The organism is Acrocarpospora pleiomorpha (genome assembly GCF_009687885.1).
GTDB lineage: Bacteria > Actinomycetota > Actinomycetes > Streptosporangiales > Streptosporangiaceae > Acrocarpospora > Acrocarpospora pleiomorpha.
In genome coordinates, this window is the sequence record NZ_BLAF01000008.1 from 156,464 (window position 1) to 173,531 (window position 17,068).

General features: G+C 68.5%; 13 protein-coding genes. 4 read left to right on the forward strand and 9 right to left on the reverse strand.

Annotated features, from left to right (window positions below):
• The first annotated feature begins 421 nt into the window (after nt 1–421).
• Together Aple_RS07895 and Aple_RS07900 are read left to right on the forward strand one after the other, a co-directional pair.
• Nucleotides 422–877, forward strand: coding sequence for a hypothetical protein (locus Aple_RS07895; protein WP_155343828.1), 456 nt, complete (start codon nt 422–424; stop codon nt 875–877).
• 113 nt (nt 878–990) lie between these two features.
• Nucleotides 991–2,460, forward strand: coding sequence for a serine/threonine-protein kinase (locus tag Aple_RS07900; protein WP_155343829.1), 1,470 nt, complete (start codon nt 991–993; stop codon nt 2,458–2,460).
• A gap of 6 nt (nt 2,461–2,466) precedes the next feature.
• Here Aple_RS07900 and Aple_RS07905 read toward each other — a convergent pair whose 3' ends face one another.
• From Aple_RS07905 to Aple_RS07930, 6 genes are all read right to left on the reverse strand, one after another.
• The gene (locus tag Aple_RS07905; RefSeq protein ID WP_246264234.1) at nt 2,467–2,856 is read right to left on the reverse strand and encodes a type II toxin-antitoxin system VapC family toxin; all 390 of its coding nucleotides are present in this window, start codon (nt 2,854–2,856) and stop codon (nt 2,467–2,469) included.
• Between the two features lie 35 nt (nt 2,857–2,891).
• Nucleotides 2,892–3,143 (reverse strand): prevent-host-death protein, encoded by a 252-nt coding sequence (locus Aple_RS07910; protein ID WP_155343831.1) that lies wholly within the window; start codon nt 3,141–3,143, stop codon nt 2,892–2,894.
• A 124-nt stretch (nt 3,144–3,267) separates the two neighbouring features.
• Nucleotides 3,268–3,834, reverse strand: a complete 567-nt coding sequence (locus Aple_RS07915; protein ID WP_170321336.1) for a DUF1707 SHOCT-like domain-containing protein — start codon at nt 3,832–3,834, stop codon at nt 3,268–3,270.
• A 238-nt stretch (nt 3,835–4,072) separates the two neighbouring features.
• Nucleotides 4,073–4,663 (reverse strand): dihydrofolate reductase family protein, encoded by a 591-nt coding sequence (locus tag Aple_RS07920; protein WP_155343833.1) that lies wholly within the window; start codon nt 4,661–4,663, stop codon nt 4,073–4,075.
• A gap of 112 nt (nt 4,664–4,775) precedes the next feature.
• Nucleotides 4,776–7,847 carry a non-ribosomal peptide synthetase gene (locus tag Aple_RS07925; RefSeq protein ID WP_170321337.1) on the reverse strand — a complete coding sequence of 1,024 codons (3,072 nt, stop codon included), beginning with the start codon at nt 7,845–7,847 and terminating at the stop codon, nt 4,776–4,778.
• The gene (locus Aple_RS07930) at nt 7,844–9,037 is read right to left on the reverse strand and encodes a glycosyltransferase (RefSeq protein ID WP_155343835.1); all 1,194 of its coding nucleotides are present in this window, start codon (nt 9,035–9,037) and stop codon (nt 7,844–7,846) included. Before Aple_RS07930 ends, Aple_RS07925 begins: the two co-directional genes overlap by 4 nt.
• A 508-nt stretch (nt 9,038–9,545) precedes the next feature.
• Here Aple_RS07930 and Aple_RS07935 point away from each other — a divergent pair.
• Nucleotides 9,546–10,076: a YbhB/YbcL family Raf kinase inhibitor-like protein gene (locus tag Aple_RS07935; protein WP_155343836.1), complete on the forward strand. Its 531-nt coding sequence runs from the start codon at nt 9,546–9,548 to the stop codon at nt 10,074–10,076.
• A gap of 59 nt (nt 10,077–10,135) precedes the next feature.
• Nucleotides 10,136–11,065: a glycosyltransferase gene (locus Aple_RS07940; protein ID WP_281361534.1), complete on the forward strand. Its 930-nt coding sequence runs from the start codon at nt 10,136–10,138 to the stop codon at nt 11,063–11,065.
• A gap of 25 nt (nt 11,066–11,090) precedes the next feature.
• On the opposite strand, the gene Aple_RS07945 is transcribed toward Aple_RS07940, so the two are convergent.
• Genes Aple_RS07945 through Aple_RS07955 form a run of 3 tightly spaced genes read right to left on the reverse strand, consistent with a single transcriptional unit; the run spans nt 11,091 to nt 16,941 of the window.
• Entirely contained in the window at nt 11,091–14,171 is a 3,081-nt protein-coding gene (locus tag Aple_RS07945; RefSeq protein WP_155343838.1) for a non-ribosomal peptide synthetase, read from the reverse strand.
• A 26-nt stretch (nt 14,172–14,197) separates the two neighbouring features.
• The gene (locus tag Aple_RS07950; protein WP_155343839.1) at nt 14,198–15,454 is read right to left on the reverse strand and encodes a condensation domain-containing protein; all 1,257 of its coding nucleotides are present in this window, start codon (nt 15,452–15,454) and stop codon (nt 14,198–14,200) included.
• A gap of 5 nt (nt 15,455–15,459) precedes the next feature.
• On the reverse strand, nt 15,460–16,941 hold the full coding sequence (locus Aple_RS07955; RefSeq protein ID WP_170321338.1) for a condensation domain-containing protein: 1,482 nt from the start codon (nt 16,939–16,941) through the stop codon (nt 15,460–15,462).
• Between the last annotated feature and the right edge of the window lie 127 nt (nt 16,942–17,068).

Here is a 17,068-nt window from a genome sequence, read left to right on the forward strand (position 1 = left end):
TCCCCGAATGAACTCCACGGGCACGAAACACTGGGAGCGCTCCCATCTTGCTTGGTACGGTTTTACTTGTTCCGGCACGACCAATATCGGCAGACCAAAAACACGGAGCCACAAAAGCGACCCCGTTCCACTCGAACTCACGCACCTTTGGGAACGCTCCCACCCTTACCGCAGGCGGAACCAGCGCGAGTTCTCCGTCACGGTATACATCACACGACGTTCCAGCCACCTGTTGGCACGAGGAACGTGCGCCTGCTCTCCGGATCTGGGAAGATTCCCGGCCTGGCGGGCGGCGACGGCCAGGTGGATGAAAGTTACATTTGCCCCGGCCCGATGGTTTCGCCTGGGAGGCGTGGGTAGGTGGCCTAGTAGGGGGCTAAACCACCATAAAGGTGGATATTGCCGAGGGGAGGGTGTGTCGATGACCGATACTGACCCGAGAGCGGTGGCCGAGCCGATTACGGCGGGCAAAGTGGGGGCGCGGCGGGCGGAGATGGGACAGCAGCTGCCGGACAGCGTCCTGGGCTCGCTCAACGTGCCCCAGATCCGGCCGGCGGCGACCACCCGGCCAGAGGCGGCGACCCCGTCCACCGCCGACCCGACACCCGCCATGCTGATCTGGCCGCCGATCGAACCCCCACGCAGGCCCGACATATCCGACGACCTCGCCGAGAACGCCAGACGCATGAACGAAGCGCCTCCCATCAACGACGTCGTCGCCGCCTACACCCGGCATGAAACGCCACCGGAAACCATCCTTGCCCGGCTGGCCCCCGAGACGCCGCCGCGGAAACACCGCGCCCGCTACGTGACCGCGGCCGCTGTCGCGGCGGGCGTGGCCGCCCTGATACGGCACCGCAGAAAGGTCCATCACTAGATTCAGGATGAGCCGGCACCGTCGGATGAAGTACGGTTTGACCCGCCGGATCACCTGAGGAGAAACACCGTGGCGGACTTTACCGATCCCCGACTTCTGTGGGGATTCGCGAAGTGACCCTGCTCGCCGAACGGTACCGGCTCATTTCCCCCATCGGCCAGGGCGGCATGGGCACGGTCTGGCACGCCATGGACGAACTGCTCCGCCAAGAGGTCGCGATCAAGGAAGTGCTGCTTCCGCCCGACCTCGGCGAAGCCCAGCTGGTCGAGATGCGCGAGCGCACCCTGCGCGAAGCCCGCGCCGCCGCGCGGCTGCGCTCCCACCCGTCGATCGTGACCGTGCATGACGTGGTCCTGGACGGCGGGCGTCCGTGGATCATCATGGAGCTGGTCCGGGGGCAGTCCCTCGACAAGATCGTCCGTACGAGCGGGCCGCTGCCGCCGCAGCGGGTGGCCGAGATCGGGCTGACCATGCTGGACGCGCTCAACGCCGCGCATTCCATGGGCATCCTGCATCGGGACGTCAAACCGGGCAACGTGCTGATCACCGGCCAGGGCCGGGTCCTGCTCACCGACTTCGGCATCGCGACCGTGGCGGGCGACGTGGCCCTGACACAGACCGGCCTGCTGAGCGGTTCGCCCGGATATATGGCTCCAGAACGCCTGCGCGGCGAGCCTGACGGGCCGCTGGCGGATCTGTGGTCGCTGGGCGCCACGCTGTACACGGCCGTCGAGGGGACCACGGCGTTCCATCGGGAGAACCCTGCGGCGATCATGGCCGCGGTGCTGATGCACGAGCCGCATCCGATGCGGCTGGCGGGGCCGCTCGCGCCCGTACTGGCCGCGATCCTGGCGAAGGACCCGGCGCGCCGCTGCCCGCCCGGCTATGCCGCCGCCCAGTTCCAGGCGATCGCCGGAGGCGGAATCCCCACCGGGCCCACCGTGCCTTCCCAGCCGGCCCCGCGCCGTCGCTCCCCGGCACCGCTCATCGTCGGCGGCGTCCTGGCGGTGACGTTGCTCACCGTCACCGGCGTGGTCCTGTGGCGCGGCGACCTGATCCCGTCCTTCGCCGACACCCCGCGCACGAGCAGCTCCACCGCCAGCACCGGCGAACCATCGTCCGAACCCACGGCCCAGGCGACTCCATTGCTCCGTGCTGACCCGGAGGCCTGTGACCTCCTCACTCCCGCCCAGGCGCGGGTCCTCCTGGGCGGCGCGGTCAAGCGCCAGTTCCAGACCCACGGCTCGTGCATGTGGACGGGCCCCAACAACACCGCGTTCATCAACCTGCAGAAGACCCAGTTCACGACGCTGGAGATCACCCAGTCGGCGTACGACGGGATCCGGGCGAACATGGAGGACGAGCCCAAACGTTCCCCCGCCACCCGCCTGCGGGCCGCCCGGACCGTCGGCGACGCCACCTACAGCTGGACCCGCCAAGCCGACGGCTACCACCAGACAACCGTCATGTTCAAAACCGCCAACGTGACAGCGTCCCTGTACTATTCGGGCCCTCGCCGGGGATTCGGCACCGCCGACCGCGCCGCCAAACTCGTCAACGCCGCGATCCTGGCCGCGCACTGAGTGCGGCTAGCCCGTCGCGCCGTGAGGGCGCATCACGGCGACCACATCCACCAGCCGTTCCAAGCCGTCGAAGTCCTTGGGGTTCGCGGTGAACAACGGCAGTTCGTTGCTGGCGGCTGTCGCGGCAATCATCAAGTCGGCGGTCCGGCTCCGTGGCTGCCGACCTTGCGCGTACACGACGGCACAAAGCTGTCCGAACATCCGGGCCGCCTCCGCGTCGTACGGCAGCGGATCACCGAACGCCGCCTCGGCATGCTGGAGCACCGCGATCCTTCCCGCGCGCTTGACCGGATCATCGGTCGCGTATGGCCCGCGCGACAACTCACCGAGCGTGACGGTGGTGATCGCCGACTCCACGGGCAGCTCGGCGGGATCGAAAAGCTTGAAGGCGGCCACGATGTTCGTGTCCAGAACTCCTCGCTCATGTCGGCTCACAGGCCGGTCCCCTCGAACGGATCACGCAGCTCGTCATCGATCACCATGTCCAGATCAGCCCGTACCTCGCCCCAATCGACAGCCGGAGCGGTGGCGAAGATAGCCTGCGCCTCACCCGTGGGAACGAACCGGCGACGCTTGATCGGCTTGACTTCGGCGAGCGGCTCACCATTGATCGTCAAGATGTACCGCTTCCCCTCGCGCAAGCCGCGCGTGACGCTACCGGAGTCGTTGACGAACTGGCGCACGCTCACCTCGGTCGGACGAGACCTCTGAGCATCCATGACTGAATAGTACCCCGCCGTAGTACGGCGTACCACGTCAAGCGATCGGCGCGATCCAGACCGCTTCGGACTCAATGGCGTCGTTGCTTCAGCGGCTTGGATACCTGATCTTGATACGACCCATGCCGAGCTTGCCGCTCAACCGCAGTGTCGTCGTCACATTCATGTCGGCGGAGCCAGGCGCCTTGTTGATCACATGGCCCATCCCCGTGACGAGCCCGTCGACGACGGCGATCCAGTCGCGCGGCACGATGACGATGATCCTGCCCGACCCGCAGGTGGCGTCCAGGTGCACCTCCCGGTGACGGCACACCGCCTCGGTGAAGTCGATCGTGATGCTGCCCATCGTCACCGAGGCCGTGATCCGCTCGGGCACCACCCAGCGACCCACCTGCGTGATCTTTCCGGAACGAGTCTCCAGGACCAGCGCCTGGCCATCGGGCAGCACCAACCGGCCTTGCGGAAGATCCATGACCAGGGTGTCAAGCTCGGCGTAGGTCTTGGCGGCATACACGCCTTCGAGCCTGTCCTCCAGCTCGTCCAGGGTGATCCGGCCCTCACCGGCGGCCACCCGCAGACGATCCGACACCGCGTCACGGTCCGCGTCTGAAGCTCGCAGAGTCCCGTGGATCTCACCGGCGCTTTGCTCAGTCACGAGATCCAGATTATTCGTTCCGGCACCGAAATGGGGATCCCCAAACGCGACAGATCTCGATAGCAGTGCTTGGTCCCGAGGGTCGAGCAAGCCCCCGCGCTGCTCGACCGGCGGGAAGAAACGCGGCCATCGCCGCTTCCGGGCCGTGGCCTCGTCGAGACCGCCCTGGGTGTTCACGGCCAAGCATTGCGTCCTCCGCTGTTGCTCGCCGTCTTCGCGGTGACTTCTCCGGGGCGGGCTATCGACGGACGTCGTATCGCAGATGGGTGACCCGGTCGCCTTGGACGATCTCCGGGTTGCCGAGGAGCGCGGGTGGACCGTCGTACGCGCCGAAGAACCGTATGCCCTTGCCGAACACCACCGGGACCAGGTTGACCTGGAGTTCGTCCACCAGGCCGGCGGCCAGGGCCTGGCCCAGCAGGTCGCCGCCGGTCAGCGACACGTCCTTGTCGCCGGCTGCGGTCTTGGCCTGGGCGATCGCGCGTGCCAGGCCGGCTGTGACGAACGTGAACGGCGCGTCGGGGAACGGCCAGTCCGTCGGCGGTTGATGGGTCACCACGAAGACGGCGTCGCCGGCTGCGGGACGGCCGTTCCAGCCGTTGGTGATGTCGAACAGGCGACGGCCGATCACCGCTGTTCCGATCCGCGACCAGGTCTTCTCCATGTACGCGGCGCTGGCGGCGGAAACGTGGAAGACCCGCTCTGGGTCGCCACCGTTGAAGGGGACGTTCCCGTTGTTGTACCAGTCGAATAGCGGACCTACCTGGTCCGACTCGTCGGCGATGAAGCCGTCCAACGAGACCGTCGCGCTCGCGATTACCTTGCCCATGGTGGGTCGCTCCCTTCCGAAGACCGGTTCTGCCTGGGACGTCGGAGCCGGTGCCCCGGATCGGACAGCGGGACAAGCGCCATCAGCGTCGCAGGGATGAAATTTCCGGATTTCAGGGGTGGTCGAGGAGGCGCTCGGCTTCCTCGTCGGATAGCTCCGACAGCTCCTTCAGGAGCCGTTCCTCCACCACGGTGGCGAGTTCGGCCACCGTGCGGTGGGTGAACATCGTCATGATCGGCAGTTCCACGCCGGCGATGGCCCGCAGTCTCGCGGTGACCCGGACGGCGAGCAGGGAGTGGCCGCCGAGGCGGAAGAAGTCGTCGGCGGCGCTGACCTGCTCCAGGTCGAGTAGTTCGCGCCAGATGTCGGCGACCAGTTCCTCGGCGTCGCCGCTGGGGGGGACGAATTTCGTTTCGGGGGCCTGTGGGGCCGGGAGGGCTCGCCGGTCGAGTTTGCCGTTGGGCGTCAGCGGCAGCGCTTCGAGCCGGATGAACCAGGCGGGCACCAGGTAGGAGGGCAGGCGTTCGGCGAGGGCGGCACGCACCCCGTCCGGGTCCGCGTCGCCCACGAGATAGGCGACGAGGTTCTCGTCGTGTACGGCGACAACGGCCGCCGCCACCCCGGGCACGGCCTCGCAGGCCGCCTCGATCTCGCCCAGTTCGATCCGATGGCCCCGTAGTTTGACCTGATTGTCGGCGCGGCCAAGGAACTCCAGGCTGCCGTCGTCATGCCATCGCACCCGATCGCCGGTCCGGTACAGACGGCCACCCGCCGATCCGTACGGATCGGGGACGAACCGCTCGGCTGTGAGGCTGGGCCGTCCCAGGTAGCCGTGCGCGACTCCCGCGCCGCCGATGAGTAGTTCGCCGGGTACGCCTCGGCGGACCAGTTCGAGGTGGTCGCCGGTGACGTATACCTGGGTGCCCCTGATCGGGCCGCCGATGCGCACCTCGGCCGGGTTGGCGGGGGCGGGCCAGGCGGTCGACCAGATCGTGGTCTCGGTCGGGCCGTAGACGTTGAACAGTCGGTCGGTAGCGGTCCTCAGTCGGCTCGCCAGTTCGCCGCTGAGGGCTTCTCCGCCTACGAGGGCGGTCAGTGCCGGGTCGTAGAGCCCGCATTCCAGCAATATGAGCCAGCCGGACGGGGTGGCTTGGACGTGGGTGATCCCGGCCTGCTGGATCAGCTGGACCTGCCGGAACCCGTCGGCCGCTGTGTCGGTGTCGGCGATCTCCACTCGGCCGCCGGTGGCCAGGGGCAGGTAGAGCTCCAGGGCGGAGATGTCGAACGACAGAGAGGTCAGCGCCAGCCAGACATCCTGGGATGTCGCGCCGATCAAGTCCCTCATGGCGGCCAGCAGGTTGCCGAGCGCCGCGTGCGGTACCGCGACCCCCTTGGGGCGGCCGGTCGAACCGGAGGTATAGAGGACGTAGGCGGCGTCCGCCCCGCAGACCCCGGCGCGAGTGAATCCGGGCCGGGCGGCGGGCGGGTTGTCGATCAGCACGGTCGGGACCGGGTGGCCGGGCAGGGCCGTCACGGTTTCTGAGCTGGCCAGCACCAGCGACGCGCCACAGTCGGCGAGCACGAATTCCAGCCGTGCGGCCGGGTAGTCGGGATCGAGCGGCACGTACGCCGCGCCGGTCCGTTGCACGGCCAGCAATGTCACCAGCGCTTCCACCGAGCGGGGCAAGCACACCGCCACGCGGTCCCCGGGCCGTACATCCAGCTGGGCGGCCAACTCGTCTGCGCGGCGGTCGAGTTCGGCGTAGGTCAGCCGCACCGGTCCGCAGCTCACCGCGATCGCGTCCGGTCGGAGCCCGACCTGCTCTTGGAAGAGGTCGGGGAACAGGGTTCGCGCGGGCGGCGCTGTCCGGTTCCATTCGTCGATCAGCTGGTCGCGTTCGCGCCCGGACGGGGCTGTCAGTTGCGACAGCCGTACCTGGGGATTGTCGGGGATCCGGGACAGCAAGGATTCGTAGTCGCGGACGAAACGGTCGATTGTGCGCTCGTCGAACAGGTCGCGGTTGTAGACGAGCATCATCAGCCACTCGCCGTCGTGGTCGAAGATGTCGAGCTTCAATTCGTATGGCGAGTGGGTGAAGCCGGTTTCGAGCCAGTCGGTTTGCAGCCCGGCCAGCCGGATGGCCTGATCGCTCGCGTTGTAGGTCATCCCGAAGGTGGTCTGGAATAGGGGCGGGCGGCTGAGATCGCGTTCGATGTCCAGCGCGGTGAGCAGCCTTTCGAGGGGCAACTTCTGGTGCCGGAGGGCGGTCATCAGGCGAGCCCGGGTCCGGTGCATCAACTCCAGGAACGTCGGGTCGCCGGACATATCCGCTCTTAGCACCGCGATGTTCGCGAAGTAGCCGATCAGCTGGTCGTCCTCCTGGCCGTCCCGACCGGCTGTCGGGAAGCCGACGCAGAAGTCGTGCTGACCGCTGTTGGCGGCGAGCAGGACCTGGTAGGCGGCCATGAGCGCCATGAAAGGCGTGCACCGCGCCGCGGCGGCGACCGCCGAGAAACGCGCCGCGAGGGGCTTCCGGATCGTGTACGGGTAGAGGGCGCTCCTGGTTCCGGCGACGGCCGGCCGCGGATGGTCGGTGGGCAGCCGCAGCGGCGGCACATCGGCCAGCTGATCCTTCCAGTACGCCAGCGACTCGCCGTCGGCGGTCTCCGCGCGGACGAAATCCGCCCACCGCGTCTGCAACGGAGGCAGCGGCGAGGGCTCACCCTCGCGGAAGGCTTCGTAAAGGACGGCCAACTCGTTCAGGAGAATGCCGATCGAACGCCCGTCACACACGATGTGATGCGCGACCAGCACCAGCGCGTGCTCCTCGGCACCCAGCCTGATCAGGGCGACCCGGAGCAGCCGGTCCCGAGCCAGGTCGAACGGCCTGGTGACGAGCTCGTCCACCAGCGCGTCCACCGGTCCCTCGCAGGTCAGGGTCTCCAGCTCGAAATCTCCGGGCGCATCGATGACCTGCGAGGGACTGCCGTCCACAGTCGGGAACCGGGCGCGCAACGCTTCGTGGCGCCCGACGATCTCCTGAAACGCGCGGGTCAGCGCCGAGACATCGATCGGGCCGCTGAGCCGGGCGGCGTGCGAGAGATGGAAAGTGGGATCGCCGGGATCCACGTGGTGCAGGAACCAGAGACGTTCCTGATCGGCGGAGAGCGGTAAGGGACTCACGCCGGCAGACCAGTCGCCGGCTCCAGCAGGAGTTCGATTCTGGCGCACGCCTCGGCGAGCCCGGCCGCCGGATCCAGCGCACCGATGATCTTCCGGCTACGTTCCCCATAGCCGGTGTCATCGGCCGCCTCAGCCACCGCGGCGGAGATCTCGTCGCGGTTCCAGCTGCTGCTCGGGAGCCACGTGGCCAAGCCGAGACGCGACAGCCGCGCCGCGTTGTCGGGCCGGTCGACCGTGTCCGCCAGCATGACCTGCGGGACACCCGCGGCCAGCGCGCGGGTGAGGGTGCCTATCCCGCCGTGGTGGACGAGTGCCGCCACCCGGGGCACGACATCGCGGAACGGGAGCCGCGGAAACCACGTCATGCCGTCGGGGAGCGGGTCGGGCAGCAGGTCGGCGTGGCGCGCCACCAGCATGACCGGCCTGCCCGCGCAGCCCTCGACCGCGGCCTCGTAGAAGCGGCGGTCCTGCATCCTGCTCGTGCCACCGGTCAGCAGCACCGGGCGCCCCGCCAGCAGCGCCTCGGCCCCGGCCGGGAGCCCGTCGCCGGGATCCTCGTCCGGCACCACGAAGCCGGTCCGTACTACACGACGGGGCGTTCGCGGACCCGCCTCGTCGAACCACTCCGGCCACAGGCCGAGTTCGAGATCGACCTCCTTGAACCAGCTCCGCCAGTCGGTGACAGGGGCCAGACCGAGCTCGCGGCGGACCGCGTCCATCCCGGGCGCGAGCTGCGTCCGGCAACTATGCACGGCCATTCCCACCAGCATCAGCTGCGACGGGGAAAGCGCGACCCACGCCGAGGGAGCGCCGAGCAGTTCCGCGGCGAACCGCACGGAAAAGGTGGAGGTGTGCCGTCCGACCAGGACCGTGTCACCGGGCCGGTGCCGGTCTGCCATCTGCCTGACCTCCCAGGCGAGCTGCTCGAACAGCCCGTGCCGGCGGAAGAGCTGGCTCCAGGACAGCTCGCGCGCGCCAATGAGAGCCGTCGTGTCCGCCATGTGCCGCTCATACCCGGCCACGGTGTCAACGGCGACGAATTCAAGCCCCGCACGAGCGACGCGGTCACCAAAAGGAGCATGCGTGAACAAGGTGACCTCATGTCCCGCCTGCCGCAGCGCCCCGCCAAGCCGGACAAAGGGCAGTACGTCACCGTGGGTGCCCTGGGTGGACATCAGTATCGTCGCCACGGGAGAGTCTCCTTCTCAAGGAACGCTGTACGTCGGACCCCCGGGCACATGCAATCAGCGGTTCAGCTCATCGAGCCCGCCCTCCGGCTCGGTCGATCGGCACCCCGACGGCTTCCGACGCTCGCTGATCGCTGAAGCAGCACAGTGGATCGACTCCCACGTCCGCGGCATGCGCCCCGCACGACGCCCAACCGGTGGGAACGCTCCCACGCCAAGAGGGTAGGATTCCGGATCTCCACCGTCAAGGTGCCAGGTTTGGGCATTCCACGATCAGGCCGGGCACCCTTCTGGACACAGGCCCAGAACGTCCGGGCGGCCTGTCAAGCCACTCGTAAGCACAAGACCCTGCTATCAGCCGAGAATTTTCGGGCCAGAACGCAGGCCCTTAGGCTCCTCCTCCACTTATTGATCACTACGGCACTGCAGGCGCCTGTCGCTTTGTCGGTGAGGAGATCGCCTCTCTCGCCTGGCATCGCCATTTCAATATCCAGGCGCTTATCCTGTGCGCATGAAGATCGGCAAGCTTGGCGTTGTCGGGTATGCGCTGTTTCTGGCGAATGTCCTCCCCGGGTGCTCGGCTGAGGGCGGCGCGCCCACGGGCGCTTTGAAGGTGAGCAGCCCGGCGTTCGCCGAAGGTGCCGCGATCCCTCAGAAGCACGCGTGCGCCCGGATGGAAGGTCAGGACGTCTCACCCCCGCTGACCTGGAGCGGAGTGCCCGAATCCGCTAGCGAGCTGGCGATTGTGGTGAACGATTCTGACGCTCGCGGCGGGACGTACATTCACTGGATCGTGACCGGCATTCCTGTCACCGCGACGGGCGCGAGCGAGGGTCAGGCCCCTGGTCAGGTGCTGCCGGGGACCAACAGCGCGGCCGCCTATTCGGGCCCTTGCCCGTCCAGCGGCGAACATCACTACCATTTCATCGTGTACGCCCTGAAGAGCCCGATCGAGCCGAATGGCAGCGCAAAAGCGGTGCATGAGCAGATCAAGGCTGCCGCGATCACCTCAGCCGAGACCGTCGGCACCTGGAAACGCTGAATTCCGGCTAGGGGAAAACGGGGACAGTGGAAGGGAACGGCTCGTTGAAGTGCAGTGTCGTGATTCCGACGTACAACCGAGTGGAATTGCTTCGGCACACGCTCAACTCGCTCGTCTGGCAGAGCCTGCCGAAAGAGCAGTTCGAGGTGCTGGTCGCCGATGACGGTTCCGACGACTCCACCGCCGAGCTGGTGGAATCGTTCCGGGGGCGTCTCAACCTGCGCTACTTCTTCCAGGAGCGGGACGGCTTTCAGGTCGCGAAGGCCCGCAACCTGGGCATTTCCCATGCCGACGGCGAGGTGTGCGTCATGCTGGACTGCGGGGTGCTCGCGCACTCCGACCTGCTGCGGGCGCATCTCGACAGCCACGAGGCCGCCGACGTCCCGCTCGCCGTCTGCGGTTACGTCTACTGCTTCCACGTGAACAACGACTTCGCCAAGCTGATGGACCAGGTCATCGACTACGACGATCCCGACATCACCATCGCGAAGCTGAAGGCCAGGAAGTTGTGGCTGGACGTGCGCGAGACCTTCTACGGCAAGTACGGGGACAACATCGCGGACCTGCCCGCGCCCTGGCTGAACTTCTGGACCTGCAACGTGTCGGCGCGCACCGAGCAGCTGCGCGCGGTCGGGATGTTCGACGAGGAGTTCCGGCGCTGGGGCGGGGAGGACCTCGACCTCGGCTACCGCCTGCACCGGGACGGCGCCCGCTTCGTGCTGAACCGCCAGGCCGCGGCCGTGCACTGCCCGCACGAGAAGGACTTCGACGACAACATCGTGCAGGTGACGGAGAACTACAAGTACATGGCGGAGAAGTACAAGACGCCGATCATCGAACTCCTGCTCTCGGTGGGGGACGCCGTCGGGAATCTCGACTTCTTCACGCTCAACGACGTGATCCGGGAGCGCGGCCTGCCGCAGTGCGCCGACTACTTGGCGGAGCAGGAGACGGCCGCGCAGGGGGCTCCGTCAGCGTCTGGGCGATGAATCTTTCATCGAATTTCCGGATTTTTCAGAGGCGGTCGAGGAGGCGTTCGGCCTCCTCTTCGGACAGCTCCGACAGTTCCGACAACAGCCGCTCCTCCAACTCGGCGGCGAGTTCGGCCACCGTCCGGTGGGTGAACATCGTCATGATCGGCAGTTCCACGCCTGCGATCGCTCGCAGCCGGGCGGCGACCCGGACGGCGAGCAGGGAGTGCCCGCCGAGGCGGAAGAAGTCGTCGGCGGCACTCACCCGTTCCAGGTCGAGCAGCTCGCGCCAGATGTCGGCGACCAGTTCCTCGGCGTCCCCGCTGGGGGCTACGAACTTCGTCTCGGGGGCCTGCGGGGCCGGAAGGGCCCGCCGGTCGAGTTTGCCGTTGGGCGTCAGCGGCAGCGCTTCGAGCCGGATGAACCAGGCGGGCACCAGGTAGGAGGGCAGACGTTCGGCCAGGTCCGCACGCACCCAGTCCGAGTCCGCGTCTCCCACGAGATAGGCGACCAGATTCTCCTCGTGTACGGCGACGACCGCCGCCACCACGCCGGGCAAGGCCTCGCAGGCCGCTTCCACTTCGCCCAGCTCGATCCGGTGGCCACGCAGCTTGACCTGGTTGTCACCGCGACCGAGGAATTCCAGGCTGCGGTCCGCATCCCACCGCACCCGGTCTCCGGTGCGATACAGACGGCCACCGGGCGGGCCATACGGATCGGGAACGAACCGTTCGGCTGTCAGGCTGGGCCGTCCCAGGTAGCCGTGCGCGACTCCCGCGCCGCCGATGAGCAGTTCGCCGGGTACGCCCTGGCGGACCAGTTCGAGGTGGTTACCGACCACGTAAACCTGGGTTCCCCTGATCGGGGCACCGATGCGTATCTCTTCCGGGCTGGCGGGGACGGGCCAGGCGGTCGACCAGATCGTGGTCTCGGTGGGGCCGTAGACGTTGAACAGTCGGTCGACGGTGGCCCGCAGTCGGCTCGCCAGTTCGCCGCTGAGGGCTTCTCCGCCGACCAGGGCGGTCAGTGCAGGGTCGCGGAGCCCGCATTCCAGCAGCACGCGCCAGCCGGACGGGGTGGCTTGGACGTGGGTGATCCCGGCCTGCTGGATCAGCTGGACCTGCCGGAACCCGTCGGCCGCGGTGTCGGCGTCGGCGATCTCCACTCGGCCGCCGGTGGCCAGGGGCAGGTAGAGCTCGAGGGCGGAGATGTCGAACGACAGGGAGGTCAGCGCCAGCCAGACGTCCTGGGATGTCGCACCGACCAGGTCCGCCATCGCGGCGAGCAGGTTCCCGAGCGCGGCATGCGGCACCGCGACCCCTTTGGGGCGGCCGGTCGAACCGGACGTGTAGAGCACGTACGCGGTGTCCTCGCCGCGCACGCGCATCCGGCGGAAGTCCCGCGCGAGCCCCGGCTCGTCCACTAGCACGGTTCGCACCGTATGGGCGGGCAGGATGGCGGCGGTCTCGCGGCTCGCGAGCACCACAGAAGCGCCGCAGTCGGCCAGGACGAATGCCAGCCGCGCGGCCGGGTAGTCGGGATCGAGCGGCACGTACGCGGCACCGGTCCGCTGCACGGCCAGCAGCGCCACCAGGGACTCCACCGAGCGGGGCAGGCACACCGCCACGCGGTCCCCGGGCCGTACATCCAGCTGGGCGGCCAGCTCATCGGCGCGGCGGTCGAGTTCAGCGTAGGTGAGCCGGGTCGGCCCGCAGCTCACCGCGATCGCCTCCGGTCGGAGCCCGACCTGCTCTTGGAAGAGGTCGGGGAACAGGGTTCGCGCAGGTGGTGCCACCCGATTCCAGTCGTGGACCAACCGATCGCGTTCGGCGCCGGACGGGGCCGTCAGTTGCGACAGCCGTACCTGCGGATCATCGGCGATCCGGGACAGCAGGGATTCGAAGTCGCGAGCGAAGCGCTCGATCGTCTCCGCGTCGAACAGGTCGCGGTTGTAGACGAGCATCATCAGCCACTCGCTGCCGTGCTCGAAGATGTCGAGCTTCAACTCATACGGCGAGTGGGTGAAGCCGGTTTCGAGCCAGTCGGTTTGCAGCCCGGCCAGCCGGATGGCCTGATCGCTCGCGTCGTAGGTCATCCCGAACGTCGTCTGAAACAAGGGCGGACGGCTGAGATCGCGTTCGATGTCCAGCGCGGTGAGCAGGCTTTCGAGGGGAAGCTTCCGATGCCGGAGCGCGGTCATCAGGCGTGACCGAGTCCGATGCATCAACTCCAGGAACGTCGGATCGCCGGACAAATCCGATCGGAGAACCGCGACGCTGGCGAAGTAGCCGATCAGCTGATCGTCCTCCTGACCGTCCCTTCCGGCCGTCGGGAAGCCGACGCAGAAGTCGTACTGACCGCTGTTGGCGGCAAGCAGCGCCTGGTAGGCGGCCATGAGCGCCATGAACGGCGTGCACCGCGCCGCGGCGGCGACGGCCGAGAAACGCGTCACGAGCGGCCCGCGCAACTTGTGCCGGACGAGAGCGCTGTCGGGGCTCGCGACGACCGGCCGCCGATGGTCGGTACTCAAATTCAGCGGCGGCGCGTCGGCCAGCTGATCCTTCCAGTACGCCAGCGACTCCGCGTCAGCGGTTTCCGCGCGGACGAAATCCGCCCACCGCGCCCGCAACGGCGGCAACGTTCCTGGCTCACCCTTGCAGAACGCGGAGTACAGGGCGGACAGCTCGCCCAGCAGAATGCCGATCGAACGCCCGTCCGCGACGATATGGTGCATGACCACCGACAGGACGTGCTCCTCCGATCCTGTCCCGATCAGAGTGACCCGGATCAGCCGATCCCCGGCCAGATCGAACGGCCGGGCGGCCAGCTCGGCCACCAGCGCGTCCACCGGGCCTTCGCAGGTGAGCGTCTCCAACTCGAAGCCGCCAGGCGGATCGATGACCTGGAAGGGGCTGCCGTCCACAGCCGGGAACCTGGCGCGCAGCGCTTCGTGACGCGCGACGATCTCCTGAAAAGCGCGGGCCAGCGCCGCCTCGTCGAGCGGGCCGATGAGCCGGGCGGTGTGGGAGAGATGGTAGGTGGGATCGGCCGGATCGACCTGCTGCAGAAACCAGAGGCGTTCCTGGTCGGCGGAGAGCGGAAGCCGGTTCACCTCGGCAGACATCGGCAGATCTCCTTTTGAACGTACGCCTATCCGGCTGCCGCGCCCGCCACAACGAGCGATTCCATCTCGCGAAGCAGAGTCTCCAGATCCCCGGCCCGGAGATAGTGCGTATCGGCGGTGGCCATCACCTTGAGCTGTCCCGGGTTCCCGGTCACATGCACGCAGAACCGGCAGTTGAGCTCGTCAAGCCCGCTCTCCGCCTTCACCACGGTCTCGCCCGGCTCAGCCCCGCCCGGGAGCGGCACCCCAGTGGTCTCCGCCGCCCGCTGATCGTTGAAGCAGCACAGCGGATCGGCTCCGGCGAGCCGGACGTTGAGCGCCGCCTGGTCGTAATAGGCATGCCGGTATGCCCGCAACGCGGCGGCCCTGGCCCCCGCCATCACCTGATTGAAGTCGGCCTGCCCGGAGTCGACCACGAGCAGCCCCAGCTGGGCGAGCGAGGTGACCACCTCACTGTGCCTGGCCAGAAAACGGTTGTTGACCAGCGGCGTCATCGCCGACCTCGGCCGCCCGGCCGCCCGGCCCACCAGCACGCAGGCGGCCACCAGCAGGATGGTGGACCCGTTGACGCCGTAACGCTGCGCCAGCACGCGGGAGGCCCGGTCCATGGCAGGCGAGAAGATCGCCGCCCGCTGGTAGCGCGGGCCGTCGGCGGGTTCGTGCCGCCGGTCCAGCAGCGGCCCGCCGAGGGACTGCGCCGCCCAGAACTCCATCGCCCGTTCGCTGCGGGACACATCCTGCCCCGACTGCGCGGCGACCAGCTCGCGCAACTGCTCCGCCTCGCCGGGCGGCGCCCCGCGCAGCAGGGTCAGGCGCAGATCCCTGGCGACCAGGTCAGCCGCGTACCCGTCCGCGGCGACGTGGCAGAAGACCAGCACTACCTCGCGCACCCGGCCGTCCGACACCACCAGGGCCACCCGGAGCGGCCAGTCCGAGCTGAACTCGAACCGCACCCCCACCAGCCGTTCCTCCTCGGCGGCCGACTCGACGATCTCGACCGGTATCGCCCCGCCACCCGCCACCACCTGGTACGGCTCCGCGCCGACACCTTGCCGTACCCGGGTGCGCAACGAGTCGTGCCGGGCCACCACGACGCCCAGCGCGGCCACCACCGTGGCCACGTCCGCGGCGGGCGCCCCGCGTGGAACCGGCACCACCCTGCTGAAGTTGAAGTACCGATCCCCGGACGGGCCGACCTGTCGGATCGCCTCCCAGATGGAGCGCTGCCCCCAGGCGAGCGGGCCGGTCCACTCGTCCTGGCCGGTGTCGAACGCGGCGTGCATGCGGGTCAGGCCCCCGAATGGATCGATGCTTGGGCGACCGCCTCGGCCACACCCTCCACGGTCGGGTTGTCGAAGAACACGTCTATGGGCAGCTCCACGCCGTACTGCTTGTCGATCCTGGCGATGATGTTGATGATCGACATCGAGTGCCCGCCCAGGTCGAACAGATCCTCGTGCGGGCCGACATGCTTGAGGCGGAGCACGTCGCACCAGATCCGGGTCACGGCTTCGACGATCTCCGGGGGCGCGGCCGCGGCGACGGCGGCGGGCCCGGCCGGCTGCGCCTGGCTGGTACGGGCCCCCGAAGACGGCAGGACGAGCTCCGACACGGGAGTGTCCGGCGACTGGCCGAGCACCGCCCGCAGGTCGGCCGCGACCAGCGCCGCGTCCTCGCCGGAGAGCACCCGCGGGTCGTACCGGAGCCAGGCGTCGAGCGTGCCAGGCCCTTCGACGGCCTGCAGGTGCAGCGCGCCGCGGGCGCCGCCGTTGAACATCGCCCAGTCCACGTCGACCGTCAGGCCGGCGAAGTCGGGGTCGGGTCCGCGCCGCCGGTAACTCACCGAGACCGGCGTGAGCGAGCCGCGCGGCGACAGACCGCCGAGCGCCCGCGCCAGCGGCACCTCACCGAAGGCGTAGACGGCGCGCAACTCGTCGCGCACCTGGTGGGCGAGCTCGCGGAAGGTGCCGCCCGGCACGGGCCTGGCCACCACGGGCAGCTCGTTGACCAGCAGGCCCACCGTTTCCGCGGTGTCCGGCCCGCGGGTGGACAGGTCCACCGAGATGATCGGCTCGCGGGCGCCGTACTGGTGCAGCAGCGCGTGCAGCGCGGTCAGGAGGAGTTCGAATGTGGTCACGCCCAGGTCGCCCAGGTCGGGGAGACCGGACAGCGCCGCCACGCTCGCGCCAGGACCGGGACGCCGGGACGCGGTGGTCTCGCCGCCCGGCGTGAAGACCTCGAACTGGTCGCGCCATCGCGCCTTCCAGAAGGTTTCGGCCGCAGGAAGCGCCTCCTCGACCCGCTCGCGTTCGGCCTGGATCACCTCGCCGTACGGCGGCGCGGCGGGCGCCAACGGACGTCCGGAATACAGGGCGGCGAGGTCCCGGACCAGGATGTCCTTCGACATGCCGTCGAAGACCAGGTGGTGGGCGACGAACAGCAGGCGGTGCCGGTCCGGCCCGGTCTCCGTCAGGGTGAACCGGGCGAGCGGTCCCCAGCGGACGTCGAAATCCAGCGGCTGCTCCGTACCGTGCGCCACGGTCGGCGGAATGTCCGCTCGGACGATCAGCAGCTCGCCGTCGTCCTCCTGGAACGCGGCACCGAGGAGCTCGTGCCGGTCCAGTACGGCCGCGCATGCCGCGAGCAGCGTGGGAACGTCGAGCGGTCCCTCGAAAGTGATCGCCAGCGGCATCTGGTAGGCGGTGCCTGATCCGGCCAACTCGTTGATCCACATGCCCCGCTGTAAAGGTGAGGCGGGGTTCCGGGGCATCCATAACCTCCATCGGACGGGGGGTCGCCCGTACCAGAGCCTTCGAGAACGCCTGCGCGCCCGTGTCGTGGGAACGCTCCCACGGCCAGAACGAGAGTAGGATCCGGACCCCCAAGCGTCAAGGTCG

What these genes read in the sequence shown, in the direction of transcription:
- Aple_RS07920 (WP_155343833.1), bottom strand. Translation starts at nt 4,663, where the DNA reads ATGGGCAAGGTAATCGCGAGCGCGACGGTCTCGTTGGACGGCTTCATC.
- Aple_RS07955 (WP_170321338.1), bottom strand. Translation starts at nt 16,941, where the DNA reads ATGCCCCGGAACCCCGCCTCACCTTTACAGCGGGGCATGTGGATCAAC.
- Aple_RS07945 (WP_155343838.1), bottom strand. Translation starts at nt 14,171, where the DNA reads ATGTCTGCCGAGGTGAACCGGCTTCCGCTCTCCGCCGACCAGGAACGC.
- Aple_RS07895 (WP_155343828.1), top strand. Translation starts at nt 422, where the DNA reads ATGACCGATACTGACCCGAGAGCGGTGGCCGAGCCGATTACGGCGGGC.
- Aple_RS07950 (WP_155343839.1), bottom strand. Translation starts at nt 15,454, where the DNA reads ATGCACGCCGCGTTCGACACCGGCCAGGACGAGTGGACCGGCCCGCTC.
- Aple_RS07935 (WP_155343836.1), top strand. Translation starts at nt 9,546, where the DNA reads ATGAAGATCGGCAAGCTTGGCGTTGTCGGGTATGCGCTGTTTCTGGCG.